Origin of the sequence: Parasedimentitalea marina (genome assembly GCF_004006175.1) — a bacterium.
GTDB lineage: Bacteria > Pseudomonadota > Alphaproteobacteria > Rhodobacterales > Rhodobacteraceae > Parasedimentitalea > Parasedimentitalea marina.
Genome location: NZ_CP033219.1, coordinates 1261520 through 1274920 on the forward strand (window position 1 = coordinate 1261520; position 13401 = coordinate 1274920).

General features: G+C 57.2%; 10 protein-coding genes. 4 read left to right on the forward strand and 6 right to left on the reverse strand.

From position 1 onward, the window contains the following. The first annotated feature begins 43 nt into the window (after window positions 1–43). The 4 genes from lpxC (at window position 44) to EBB79_RS06160 (ending at window position 5588) form a co-directional block, all read left to right on the forward strand. Window positions 44–991 (forward strand): UDP-3-O-acyl-N-acetylglucosamine deacetylase, encoded by a 948-nt coding sequence (gene lpxC, locus EBB79_RS06145; protein ID WP_127748083.1) that lies wholly within the window; start codon window positions 44–46, stop codon window positions 989–991. 241 nt (window positions 992–1232) lie between these two features. Beyond that, window positions 1233–2078 carry an outer membrane protein assembly factor BamD gene (locus EBB79_RS06150; RefSeq protein WP_127748084.1) on the forward strand — a complete coding sequence of 282 codons (846 nt, stop codon included), beginning with the start codon at window positions 1233–1235 and terminating at the stop codon, window positions 2076–2078. 27 nt (window positions 2079–2105) lie between these two features. Continuing rightward, entirely contained in the window at window positions 2106–3758 is a 1653-nt protein-coding gene (gene recN / locus EBB79_RS06155; RefSeq protein WP_127748085.1) for a DNA repair protein RecN, read from the forward strand. A 147-nt stretch (window positions 3759–3905) separates the two neighbouring features. Then, window positions 3906–5588 carry a chloride channel protein gene (locus tag EBB79_RS06160; RefSeq protein WP_127748086.1) on the forward strand — a complete coding sequence of 561 codons (1683 nt, stop codon included), beginning with the start codon at window positions 3906–3908 and terminating at the stop codon, window positions 5586–5588. 13 nt (window positions 5589–5601) lie between these two features. On the opposite strand, the gene EBB79_RS06165 is transcribed toward EBB79_RS06160, so the two are convergent. The 6 genes from EBB79_RS06165 to cobS form a co-directional block, all read right to left on the reverse strand. Then, window positions 5602–6531, reverse strand: coding sequence for a LysR family transcriptional regulator (locus EBB79_RS06165; protein WP_127748087.1), 930 nt, complete (start codon window positions 6529–6531; stop codon window positions 5602–5604). Between the two features lie 493 nt (window positions 6532–7024). Further along, on the reverse strand, window positions 7025–7366 hold the full coding sequence (locus tag EBB79_RS06175; protein ID WP_127748089.1) for a DUF427 domain-containing protein: 342 nt from the start codon (window positions 7364–7366) through the stop codon (window positions 7025–7027). A gap of 60 nt (window positions 7367–7426) precedes the next feature. Then, entirely contained in the window at window positions 7427–9217 is a 1791-nt protein-coding gene (locus tag EBB79_RS06180; protein WP_127748090.1) for an aminopeptidase P family protein, read from the reverse strand. Between the two features lie 102 nt (window positions 9218–9319). After that, on the reverse strand, window positions 9320–11197 hold the full coding sequence (gene cobT, locus EBB79_RS06185; RefSeq protein WP_127748091.1) for a cobaltochelatase subunit CobT: 1878 nt from the start codon (window positions 11195–11197) through the stop codon (window positions 9320–9322). Next, on the reverse strand, window positions 11194–11895 hold the full coding sequence (locus tag EBB79_RS06190; RefSeq protein WP_127748092.1) for an aspartate/glutamate racemase family protein: 702 nt from the start codon (window positions 11893–11895) through the stop codon (window positions 11194–11196). The genes cobT and EBB79_RS06190 overlap by 4 nt, the downstream gene beginning before the upstream one ends. Before the next feature lie 18 nt (window positions 11896–11913). Continuing rightward, a complete protein-coding gene (cobS, locus tag EBB79_RS06195; protein WP_127748093.1) occupies window positions 11914–12900 on the reverse strand; it encodes a cobaltochelatase subunit CobS in 987 nt (328 codons plus the stop codon). Between the last annotated feature and the right edge of the window lie 501 nt (window positions 12901–13401).

The following is a 13401-nucleotide window of genomic DNA, read 5'->3' on the forward strand; positions in this document are numbered from 1 at the left end:
TTAACTCTGCCCCAACACAGCCCGTGAGGCTGGACATGACGCTATGAGGCCAAGAGTGCAAAATACGCTGAAAACATCGGTGACATTTGAAGGCGTCGGCCTGCATTCAGGGCATCCTGTCAAAATGGTTCTGAAGCCCGCCCCGGCAGGGCATGGGATCAGTTTTAAGCGTACCGATATTGTTTTGGGCAATACTGTAATCCCAGCCCGCTGGGATATGGTCGAGCGCACAGCGTTATGCACCCGCCTGATCAACGACGCTGGTGTGTCTGTCTCTACTGTTGAACACATCATGGCGGCTTTGGCTGGCTGCGGTGTGCACAATGCTTTGGTTGAGCTGGACGGCCCGGAAGTGCCAATTGCTGACGGATCCTCTGCTCCTTTCGTTCGTGCCATCATGTCGCGGGGGTTGCATCGCCTGGGGTCGCCCGTCGTTGCCTTTGAGGTGCTGAAGCCAGTCACGGTTGAACACAATGGCGCCAAGGCGACATTGCTGCCGTCGGATCGCACCCGGATTGAATTTCATATAGATTTCACTGACGAAGCCATTGGTCGTCAGAGCAAATCCCTGGACCTGCGCAACGGTGCCTTTGCCCGTGAGCTTTGCGACAGTCGCACCTTCTGTAGCCGCTCTGATGTAGAAACAATGCAGGCCAATGGTTTAGCGCTGGGTGGCGTTCCTGGTGAAAATGCTGTGGTGTTCGATGGCGAGACTGTCGAAAGTGGTTCGGGTCTTCGTCACAACGACGAACCTGTTCGTCACAAAATGCTGGATGCACTGGGTGATCTTGCGCTGATCGGTGGACCATTGATTGGACATTATGTCGGAGAGCGTGCAGGACACGCATTGACCAACACGTTGCTGCGCGAATTGTTTGCGACGCCCGGTGCGGTGCGCGCTGTGATTTGTGATGCGGTGATGACTGCAAGGTTGCCTGGCCAAGGTTTGATTTGGTCAGAAATTCCAGCCGAAATCGCGCGCGTCGCCTGAAGTAATATTACATGAATTGGCGGTTTCAAAAGGGTCCGACTTAATGGTTCGGGCTATTTTTGTGTCATTTGGCCAGTGACTTCTTTCCTGTGCTTCACTGGTGGCCCTTGACCCCGCGCGTCTTTCTCTGCCAATTGAATGCGAAATAGAATTAAAGGCGTTTTGCACGTTAGATGAATGTGCTAGACCCTGCATAACCGGGGTAAACACCCGCAAGATAAGACGGTGAGGTTTGACTATCATGATCGGCATCAGAGCAGGGGCCAGAAGCATTGGCGCAGTTCTTCTGCTGACCGTTTTGGTCAGCTGTGGCGCGGGCCGCGAGGGCGACCGGTCAGTGAACCTCGAAGCGTTTACGCCTGAGCAGATCTTTCAGCGGGGCGAGTTTGAACTGGCCCGCGACCGCACCAAAGACGCAGCCTATTATTTCTCTGAGATTGAGCGGCTGTACCCCTATTCGTCCTGGGCGCAACAGGCCTTGATCATGCAGGCCTTTACCTTTCATCAAGGCAAAGACTATGAAAACAGTCGCGGCGCGGCGCAGCGGTTCATTGATTTCTACCCAACTGATGAAGATGCCGCCTATGCGCAGTACCTGTTGGCGCTTAGCTACTATGATCAGATTGACGAAGTTGGACGCGACCAGGGTTTGACATTCCAGGCGCTGCAAGCTTTGCGCACGGTCATAGAGGTCTATCCGGACAGTGAATACGCAAATTCGGCGATTCTCAAATTCGACCTGGCTTTCGACCATCTGGCGGGTAAGGAAATGGAAATCGGCCGCTACTATCTGCGGTTTGGCCATTATTCGTCGGCGATCAACCGGTTCCGCGTGGTGGTCGAGGACTTCCAGACCACCAGCAACACTCCAGAAGCCCTGCATCGTCTGGTTGAGGCCTATCTATCGCTGGGTCTGACAGCTGAGGCGCAGACTGCAGGCGCCATTCTGGGCCACAACTATCGCTCAACGGAATGGTATGAAGACAGCTACAAACTGTTGACTGCCAATGGCTTGAAGATGAAAGACCGTGGCAACAACTGGTTGAGCCAGATCTACCGCCAGTCGGTCAAGGGTCAATGGCTGTAAGGCCTGCACAGCGGTTAGGGTCCGGCGATGCTCCGCGCGCTTGATATTCGGGATCTTTTGATCATCGACCACCTCGAGTTGAGCTTTCAACCCGGTTTGAACGTGCTGACCGGCGAAACCGGTGCGGGCAAGTCCATTCTTCTCGATTCGCTTGGCTTTGTGCTGGGCTGGCGCGGCCGCGCTGAATTGGTGCGCAGTGGTGCTGCGCAGGGTGAAGTTGTTGCCGAATTTGATCTTCACGACGGCCATCCGGCCCATGCAGTGATTAGCGAGGCCGGTTTGCCACCATGCGAAGACGGTGAGCTGATTCTGCGTCGTGTCAACACTGCCGAAGGACGCAAGACGGCCTGGGTCAACGACCGGCGCTGCTCTGGCGAGGTGCTGCGGGCGCTGTCGGGCACGTTGGTCGAATTGCATGGTCAGCATGATGACCGGGGTCTGCTGAACCCACGTGGCCATAGGGCGATGTTGGATGAATACGCCGATCACGGGCAACTCATGGCCGCAGTGCGGCAGGCCTGGACTGCTATGGCGCGTGCGCGCAAGGCTGTCGAGGTCACGCAGGCGGCGCTTGACGCGGTTCGGGCCGAGGAAGAGTTCCTGCGCCACGCGGTGGCTGAGTTGGACCAGTTGAACCCACTGCCGGGCGAGGATGCGGACCTGGATGTACGGCGTCGGCAAATGCAGGGCGCTGAACGTATTCGTGGCGATGTGGCACGGGCCCATGGAATGTTGACCGACGGAGCTGAGGGCGCAATGACCGAGGCGCTGCGCTGGCTTGAAACGGCTGACAGCAGTGACGCCGCCGAGCTGGATGCGCCACTGGCAGCTTTGGGTCGTGCACTGCTGGAACTGGGCGAGGCGCAGGATGGTGTTGGCCGTGTGCTGGACACTCTGGAATTCAATCCGTCGGAGCTGGAAGAATGCGAAGAACGTTTGTTCGCGATCCGGGCTTTGGCGCGTAAACATGATGTTCTTGCTGATGAACTTGGCACCTACGCGGCAACACTGCGCAGCAAACTGGCAGCCTTGGATGCGGGTGACCGGAACCTGGCCGAGCAGGAGATCGCGCTGGCCGCTGCCGAAACGGCCTATCGTCAGGCTGGCACAGCCCTGAGTTCCAGTCGCAAGAAACATGCATCGGCCTTGGATGCGGCGGTGATGGCTGAGCTGGCACCACTGAAAATGGAACGGGCGGTGTTTGAAACGACGTTTGATGTCGCCGAACCGGGCCCCGAGGGGCAAGACGGTGTGGCGTTTACCGTGGCGACCAACCCGGGTGCACCTGCGGGCCCGTTGAACAAGATTGCATCAGGTGGCGAGTTGAGCCGGTTCTTATTGGCGCTCAAGGTTTGTCTGCATGGGGATGACGGTGGGCAAACGCTGATTTTTGATGAGATTGACCGCGGTGTCGGCGGCGCAACTGCGGATGCGGTTGGTCGCCGTCTGTCGGCTTTGGCCGAGGGTGGCCAAGTTCTTGTGGTGACCCATTCGCCGCAGGTTGCCGCGCAGGGGGCCTATCACTGGCGGGTGCAAAAACAGGTTGTGGACGAGGTCACCTTGTCGACGGTTGTTCCATTGGATCGCGACGCGCGTATTACTGAAATTGCCCGGATGGTGTCCGGTGATACGATCACAGATGAGGCCCGGGCCGCGGCACGATCCTTGCTGGTTGGGTAACCTGCACCGTTACGGTTGGAATTATCGGTTTCACTATGAGACGTCTTTAATGCCTCGATATTTGCACAAAAGCGGGTGACAATATTAACGGTCTTATTCGTAGTTTCCCCCAGACCTATACTGGTGGGACCACACTTGGGGCAAATGATGACTGACAGCACCCGAACAAAAACGTCGACCCAATGGGCGCGGGCCGCGGCTGCGGTGCGTGACGGATGGAAAGTCATTCGCCAACGAGGCCCCAGTCAGGTGCAGTTCTGGTTCATCGCCTTGGTCATCGGGATCGCCGCAGGATTTGCCGCCTTATTCTTTCGTCTGGGCACTGCGGCCCTGCAGGCCTGGCTTTATGGGGCCGAGGACGTGCTGTTTTTGCACACGTTTGTGCAGTCCCTTGAATGGTACTGGGTTTTGCTCATTCCCACTGTTGGGGGCTTGGTTGTTGGCTTGATCCTGCACCATTTCACACCTGATGGGCGAGTGCGGTCAGTTGCTGACGTGATCGAGGGCGCAGCCTTGCGAGAGGGGCGGGTCGAGGTAAGGGCCGGGCTGGCATCGGCGCTGGCTTCGTTCCTGACGCTCAGTTCGGGTGGCTCAACGGGACGGGAAGGGCCAGTAGTACATTTGGCTGCAGTGATCTCGACCTGGGTCAGCAACCGTATTAGCGCCGATGGCTTGACCGGCCGGGATTTGCTCGGCTGTGCAGTGGCGGCTGCAGTATCAGCCAGTTTCAATGCGCCCATCGCTGGGGCGTTGTTCGCGTTAGAAGTGGTGCTGCGTCACTTTGCGGTTCACGCTTTTGCGCCGATTGTGATTGCCTCGGTGGCGGGGACGGTGATCAACCGACTGGCTTTTGGTGATGTGACGGAGTTCAATCTGGTGACCCCCGGTGCGCTGCAGTTTTATGTTGAACTGCCGGCCTTCTTATTGCTTGGCATGATCTGCGGGCTGGTGGCCGTCATTTTGATGCGGTCTGTTTTTTGGGCTGATGCAGCTGGGACCTATTTGCAGGACCGGCTTGGTCTGCCCAGGTGGTTGCGACCAATGATCGCTGGCGTGTTGCTTGGGCTTATTGCGATCTGGTTTCCACATATTATCGGTGTCGGATACGAGACAACGGTGCTGGCGCTGACCGGTGGTTTGCTACTAGGCCAGGCGATCCTGTTCACCATCGTCAAAACCGCTGCGGTGGCCATCACGATGGGCGGACGTATGGGGGGGGGGGTGTTTTCCCCGTCGCTGATGGTTGGGGCGTTGACCGGATTGGCCTTTGGCTTGATTGCCACCTCAATTCTGCCCGATGTATCGGGTACCCATACATTATATGCCTTCGCAGGGATGGGGGCCGTGGCCGCTGCTGTGCTGGGGGCCCCGATTTCGACCACACTGATTGTGTTTGAGCTGACGGGGGACTGGCAAATTGGCCTTGCGGTGATGGTGGCTGTCTCAATGTCGACGGCACTGGCCTCGCGGATGGTCAACCGGTCGTTCTTCCTGACCCAGTTGACACGGAAAGGCATTCATTGTGCGGCTGGCCCACAGGCCTACCTGTTGGCGATGATCCGTGTCGGGTCGGTGATGCGACCCCTGGACGATCCACGCTGCGCGGAGGTTGGGGACTGTGCTGCGCTGGTGGAGCAGGGTCATTTTCTGCCTGACGCTGCCACATTGGTGACCGCGATGCCAATTTTTGACAGGACTGAGGTCACCTATTTGCCTGTGGTCGCACTACATGATGACCCGCCCGAGATACTGGGGGCTTTGTACCACATCGATGCGTTAAAGGCTTATAACCGGGCGCTGGCCGCCACAGCCGCAGAAGAGCACAGCTGATAACGCCCTGCGGTTACTTGGGGCCGGTTGAGGTTTGATTTTTCGGGGTCATGGCGACTTGCACAATATCCCGCAACCATTTCAAACGGGCGGAATTATCATAGCGGCGGTGCCAGACCAGATCAAAGTTCAGCTTTGATTGCGTCACGGGCAGGGGGCAATGCCGCAGTCCAGAAAAGGCAGATTGCGCCACTTGCGACGGCAGTGTTGCGATCATATTGGTCCCCCGGATCATCTCTGCCAGTAACCATGCATTTGGCGCCATGCAGGCAACTTTTCGGGTCAGCCCTTGTTTTTCCAATGTTTTTTCCAGTTCACTTTTCGCACTGCCTCCAAAATCCAAAGTGGCATGACGGGCATTGCAAAAATCTGTAATCGTTCGCACCGGCTCTATGGCCGATGGATCATAGAACACCACCATCTGATCACTGGACAACGGTTGATGTTTCAACGCTTGCGGATATTTCGAGGGACGTACCGTAATAGCGATGTTTGCACGCCCGCTATCCAACAGCACTTCAGCGTTTGAGGAAGTGCCCAATTCGCGAAAGGTCACCGTTTTGTCTGGAACGTGTTTCCAAATGGCATCCCGAATTCTGGAAACCCCGCAGGCTAGCGTGCTGCCGTTGGATGCAATCGAAAACGGCTCTGGGTCCTCATGTGGTTCATATTCACCCAAGTCGACCAGGGCTGCCATGTCGGCCAGCAGTCGACGAACTTTTGGGGCCATCAGTTCCGCATGTGCGCTGGGAATGATGCCACGCCCAGCCTGAACAAACAGGCCATCACCCAAGATGCCGCGGAGTTTTTCAATGCTGTGGCTGACTGTGGATTGGTTGATTTCCAGCAGATGTGCAGCCTTGCTGACGGAACGCTGATCATAGACGGCCAGAAATATGCGCAAAATCCGCCCATTGACCTGTGATATATCTATATCATGCATAAGTTAATTTTCTCTTTCGATTGATCTTATCCACAGGTTTGCCACAGGATGGGGTACGAATAAAAACAATACTCACAGGCACGGCGGAAGGAATACCATGTTCTTCTCGAAAATTGGCCCAAAAGAGGCTGATCTGAATAACAAAATGAGCGAGCAAGATAACGAGCGAGTGGCTATGGAGGCTCTTATCGATTACGCAATCCGATGTGCAAACGAGACGCACTTTGTTGGATCGGGTGATGCGATGGAGGCAGCACGGCGCCAATTAGCTAATTCTTTGTTTCATTAACTCAGTTTTAGGTGCGACAGGTGGTCGCGCCCTAGACCAGTCTTACTGAAACACGGGTCCCCGGCCGAACAAGGCCATGGGCGAAACGGCACCTTTTGTAAGGCGCCCTTAAGTCTGACAGAGCGCTTTGGGCGCTGTCAGACAGGTATTCTGTATCAAAGCAGGGCAAGCGGATCGGGGTGAGCCGACCTGTAGCGGTCTTGCTTACAATTGTTCAACCTTGACGGAATCATCCAGAACAAAGGCCAGATGGTCCTTGATCTCAGCAACCGCTTCGATGGGGTCTTCATAGCTCCAGGCTGCATTCTCGGTTACCGTTGACTTGTTTACGATCGAGAAATAATTGGCGTCGCCCTTATATGGACACTGGGTGGTCTTGCTACTCCGGTCGAGCAGAACCATGGCAATATCGTTGCGCGGGAAGTAGATAACTGGAGCCAGATCACCTTCGCTCAGCTCCAGCGCATTGGTGCTTTCGCCCAAAACGGCGCCCCCAGAGCGGACAACCCAGGTGCCAATGGCCTTGCGAATGCGAATCTCGGTCATGATGTGGGTCCTGTCGTTATTGAAATGTGGGCGTCGAAGGGATTGTCTAGCAGCTATGTATCAGATTGTCGCGGTTGCATTATCCAGCCAGGACTGTGCGTCGGGGCTAACGTTGGGTCTGATATTGGCTGCGACCTCCTGATGATAGCTGTTAAGCCAGTCCCGTTCACCTTTGGTCAGCATCTCTGCGTCGATCAGCCGCCGGTCAATCGGAACGTAAGTCAGGGTTCGCCAGCTTAACATTTCTCGCTCAGGGTCGGCGGTTGGCAGGTCCGGGGCATGTTCGACCACCAGCAGGTTCTCAATTCTGATGCCAAAGGCGCCTTCGCGGTAGTAGCCCGGCTCATTTGACAGAATCATTCCTACTTCCAAGGGCACATGACTGACCCGGCTTAGACGTTGCGGTCCTTCGTGCACACTTAGGAACGCGCCGACACCATGGCCCAGCCCGTGATTGAAATCTTGCCCCGCCAGCCACAGCGGCACCCGGCCCACGGCTTCGATGTCACGCCCAGCCAGGCCCCTGGGCCAGCGCAGGCGGGACATGGCAATCATCCCCTGCAGCACCCGGGTAAAGGCTGCGCGTTCCTGCGGACCCGGCGCGCCGATAGGCAGGGTGCGGGTGATATCAGTGGTGCCATCCAGATACTGGCCGCCGCTGTCCAGAACAAGAAGATCCCCATCTTGCAACACAGCGTTACTGTCGTCGGTGACGCGGTAGTGCATGACTGCGCCGTTTTCGCCGGTTCCAGATATGGTTTCAAAGCTGATGTCGCGCAGATCCGGATCGCGGCGACGCAGCTCTTCCAGTTTGACCACCACGTCGATCTCGGTCAGGCTACCGGGCGCCTGTGCATCCAGCCAGGCCAGCAGCTCGATCACGGCTGCGCCATCCCGCAGATGTGCGGCAGCGCTGCCGGCGATCTCGGCGTTATTCTTACGTGCCTTGGGCAGGGCACAGGGATCGCCGGCGTTGATCAGGCGATCCCCCAAAACATCAGCCAAAGCTTGCGGCACCGTAGTCTTGTCCACCGCAACGATCCCATTCAAGGCGGCAACTGCAGCCTGAAATCCATCTGGGACGTGCCGTGTCACTGTAGATCCCAGATGATCCGCCAGATCCGTCAATTTCTCTTCAGCCATGAACAAATCAACCCGCGCATCGTCATGCAGGATGGCAAACCCCTGTGCCACAGGATTGCGGGGAATGTCCGAACCGCGAATGTTCAGCAGCCACATGATCGAGTCGGGCAGGGTGATCACCGCCGCCGACTGGCCGGCTTGCTGCAGATCCTTGGCCAGTCGGGCACATTTGGCGTCGGCACTCTCGCCTGCGTGGGTCAGAGCATGGGGGAGAACCAGCTGCATCGGGGCATCGGGTTGGTCCAACCAGATCCGGTCCACCAAATTTCCCACTTGCACCAGCTCTACTCCACTGTTCTGCAAGTCTGACTGTAAGCTCTGAATTTGCCCGGCGGCATGCAACCACGGGTCAAAGCCAACGCGACCGCCGTTGGGCAGGTTTTCCTTTAGCCAACCCGCCAGCGAGACCTCGGGCCAGGGGACCGGTGTAAACTCATCCGCCACCTGACGCTTGACCTGAGTGCGATAGCGCCCGTCGACGAAGACGCCGGCTTTGTGTTGCAGAACGGCGCAGAAACCTGCTGACCCGGTGAACCCGGTCAACCAGCTGAGCCGAGCATCACGCGGCGCGACATACTCACCCTGATGTGCATCGGCGCGCGGGACCAGAAATCCGTCCAACCCTTCGGCGGTGATCTCAAGACGCAGAGCCTGCAATCGTGGCGGGCCCTGTTCCGGGCGGGCGGTCACATCAAATGTCTGATACATGCAGGGTGCTCCAATGCAAACTAAACAAAAAGGCGCGCCAGTCCGATGGCGCGCCCTCGTTTCTTTTTGTTCCAAATACTCTCGCCAGAGGCAAGAGGCGCGTTAGCCGGCCTTTTTGATCCCCATCACCCGGGCACGCGCGCGCGGGTCAGAATCAAACAACGCCGCCAGCTGCTCGGTCATCGCGCCAGCCAGCTGTTCTACATCCGTAATGGTGACCGCGCGGTTGTAGTAGCGGGTCACGTCGTGGCCGATGCCAATCGCCAGTAGTTCGACAATCTTTTTCTTTTCCACCATGGCAATCACGTCGCGCAGGTGTTTTTCCAGATAGTTGGCCGGGTTCACCGACAGGGTGCTGTCATCCACTGGGGCGCCGTCCGAAATGACCATCAGAATCTTGCGCGATTCCTGCCGCGCCGCCATCCGCCGGTGCGCCCATTCCAGCGCCTCACCGTCGATGTTTTCCTTCAGCAGGCCCTCTTTCATCATCAGACCCAGATTGGGCCGGGTGCGGCGCATCGGGGCGTCGGCACTTTTGTAGATGATGTGGCGCAGGTCGTTCAGACGGCCTGGCATTTGCGGACGGCCATCGTTCAGCCAGACTTCACGTGCCTGCCCGCCTTTCCACGCCCGGGTGGTAAAGCCGAGGATCTCAACCTTGACGTTACAGCGTTCCAGGGTGCGGGCCAGAACGTCGGCACAGATCGCTGCAATCGAAATGGGTCGTCCCCGCATCGAGCCGGAGTTGTCGATTAGCAAGGTCACCACGGTATCGCGGAACTCGGTGTCTTTCTCGATCTTGAACGACAGCGGTGTGGTGGGGCTGACCACCACCCGTGCCAAACGGCCGGCATCCAGAATGCCTTCCTCCAGATCAAACTCCCACGAGCGGTTCTGCTGCGCCTGAAGACGGCGTTGCAGTTTGTTGGCCAGTCGGTTTACAGCGCCCTTCAGCGGTTCCAGTTGCTGATCCAGATAGGCGCGAAGCCGTTCCAGTTCAGCCGGTTCCGCCAGGTCTTCGGCGCGGATTTCCTCGTCGTGGTCGCCCAGATAGACCCGGTAGTCGGGATCAGCATCGGACGGAGGCATCGGGGCAGGTGGCTCCAGCGGCGCCTCGCCATCCGGCATCTCGGTCTCTTCGCCGGTTTCCTCGTCCGCCATCTCATCGGCTGAGACCTGAGCCTGCTGTTCGTCCTGCTGCTGTTCCTGGCTTTGCTCGGGATCGGCGTCAGCCTCATCGTCCGAAGCATCGTCCTGACCCGAGCTATCGGGATCGTTCTGCTCATCGGCGTCGTCTTCGGCCTGATCGTCCTGATCATCATCCTGGTTGTCGGGGTCATCGCCCAGCTGGTCGCCATAGCCAAGATCTGAGATCACCTGACGGGCAAACCGCGCGAACTCAGCCTGATTGTCGATCTTATCGTCCAGGTTTTCCAGCGTATCACCAGCCTGGTTTTCGATGAACCCACGCCACAGCTCCATCACATTGGCAGCCCCTTCGGGCAGTGGACGACCGGTGGCCAGATGGCGGATCAGATAGCCGGCGGACACGGCCAGTGGCGCCTCAGAGGCTGTCTTGCACTGGTCATAGCCCTTACGCAGGGCCTCGTTGTGGATTTTGACGTCGATGTTGCTGGCGGTGCCGGGCATATGCCGCGCGCCCATGGCCTCGCAGCGGGCGGTTTCCATCGACTCGTATAAATCACGGGCCATGTCACCGGGGGGGGCATATTTGGCGTGCACGCCATCATCATGGAACTTGTGGCGCAGCGCCAAAGCGTCAGCCGTGCCACGTGCCAGCAGAACTTCTTGGCGGGTCATCCGGCGCGACACCTGCGGCAGCCGCATGGCATCGCCAGACAGACCGGAAGGATCAACCGTGTAATTGATGCTCAACTCGGCATCATTGGCCATGACCTTGGTGGCCTCGGCGAGGGCCTTTTTGAACGGATCAGCTGGATTGTCGTTTGGTTTTTTCATTTGCTCATCGCCACTTCGTCGAGGTTGCGGCGTCCGGTGGCCAGATCGGCCAGAACCGATACATGCACATCAAGCGCGTCAATAACGGTATACTCCGGGCTTTGGTTGTCAAAGGCCAAGTTTAGATCGGTGCCGGCCAAGACAATAGCTTGGGCGTTATGGTTCACAATCATCCGCCGTCCGGCGTCTAGCAACTGTACCCGTTGTTCGTCAGTGCAAGTGCCTGCAACAGCAATGTCCTGATAACTCTGCCCCAGCGTGTCGATCTCATCATCAAGTGCCACTGCTTCGGTCTGTTTTAGTTGGCCAAAAAGGCGAGTTGTCATGACTGATCGGGTACCTAGCAGGCCCACCCGTTTCACACCTTGTGAAACAAAATACTCGTCCAACGGCGCTACACCGGAAATTACGGGCAGAGAGGACAACTCATTCATCTCGCTCACACAGTAATGAGCTCCCAAAGAAGTAAGCGCAATGCAGTCACAACCCGCGTCCCTAAGGCGATCAATTTGGCGCGCAAAAATTTCTGCCTGCGGCTGACGGTCATCTGCCAGATTGTTGCGAATAAGGGGCAGAATATCACCGTGGCTGATGGTGAGATCCAGTTTTCCGCCCATGTGGTCTACCGCCGCCGTAAGGCGCTGATAATAGACCACCGTGGCTGCTACACCTATCCCGCCAATCAACCCAATGTGCATCTGTTCGGTCCTGTCTGTTTACCCCAAGCTCACGTTCGCTGCACTTTCCGGCAGTTCTTCGTCGAAACACCGCTGGTAGAACTCGGCAACGGTCTGGCGTTCCAGCTCGTCACATTTGTTCAGGAACGACAGGCGGAAGGCATAGCCCACGTTGCGGAAAATCTCGACGTTTTGCGCCCAGTTGATCACCGTCCGGGGTGACATCACTGTGGACAGGTCGCCGTTCATAAACGCCGTGCGGGTCAGGTCGGCCACGGTCACCATCTGGCTGACAGTCTTGCGGCCGGCCTCTGTGTTGTAATGCGGTGCTTTGGACAGCACGATCATGGTTTCGGCGTCGTGGCTCAGATAGTTCAACGTGGCAACTAACGACCAACGGTCCATCTGGGCTTGGTTGATCTGCTGGGTGCCGTGGTACAATCCGGTGGTGTCACCTAAACCAACGGTGTTGGCAGTGGCGAACAGGCGGAAATGTGGGTTTGGCGTGATGATCTCGTTCTGATCCAACAGGGTCAGTTTTCCGTCATGCTCCAGCACTCGCTGGATCACAAACATTACGTCAGCGCGGCCGGCGTCATATTCATCAAACACAATCGCAACCGGGTTGCGCAGTGCCCAGGGCAGAATGCCCTCGTGGAATTCGGTGACCTGCTTGCCGTCTTTCAACTTGATCGCGTCTTTACCGATCAGGTCGATCCGGGAAATGTGGCTGTCAAGGTTAACCCGCACCGCAGGCCAGTTCAGGCGGGCCGCGACCTGTTCGATATGGGTCGATTTACCTGTGCCGTGGTAACCTTGGATCATCACCCGGCGATTGTGCGAGAAACCGGCCAGAATCGCCATCGTGGTGTCGGCGTCAAATTTGTATGTGGGATCGATTGTTGGGACCCGCTCTGACCCTTCGGTAAAGCCCCGAATGGTCATGTCGGTGTCAATTCCGAACATATCGCGAACCGAGATGGTCTCGGTTGGTTTAGCATTGATATCCAGCAAGCCGTTGCTCATGACGCGCGATCCTTGTCCTTAAATCCCCTTCGGCGGGGCCCCGTTTGTCGGATTGGTGCAACATCTTACCGGCGAGGGCAAGGGGAACTACGCGTGTTTACCATCGGGTTTGGTGATGTTTGCCTTCGGGTTTAATGATTGTGAGCGGGGTGCGCGCGTCAAAACGGTGCTTGTCTCAGAAGCTCCGGATGGTTCGGACGCTGTTGCGGAAACTAAGCGCGTTTGGATCAGTGATGATTTTGTGGCCATCATTCAGAAAGTAGCAGGCCTGACCGGGTCTTATGCTCCAGCTGGTTCCTGACGACCACATGGGGCACTTTGAAAAAGGCGGCCCTCAGATCAAACGGTCAAGTCAGGCGGGCTTGTGGGTCCACCAGAAAAGATTGTTTGCTTGTCTCTGAATGCATAGCTGCTTGAACGACAGAACATCTATACTTTTGCTTCGAAACCTATTACATGCCCCCAATCGGGTCACGTGGGCCCCGCCCACCGCGATGGTGG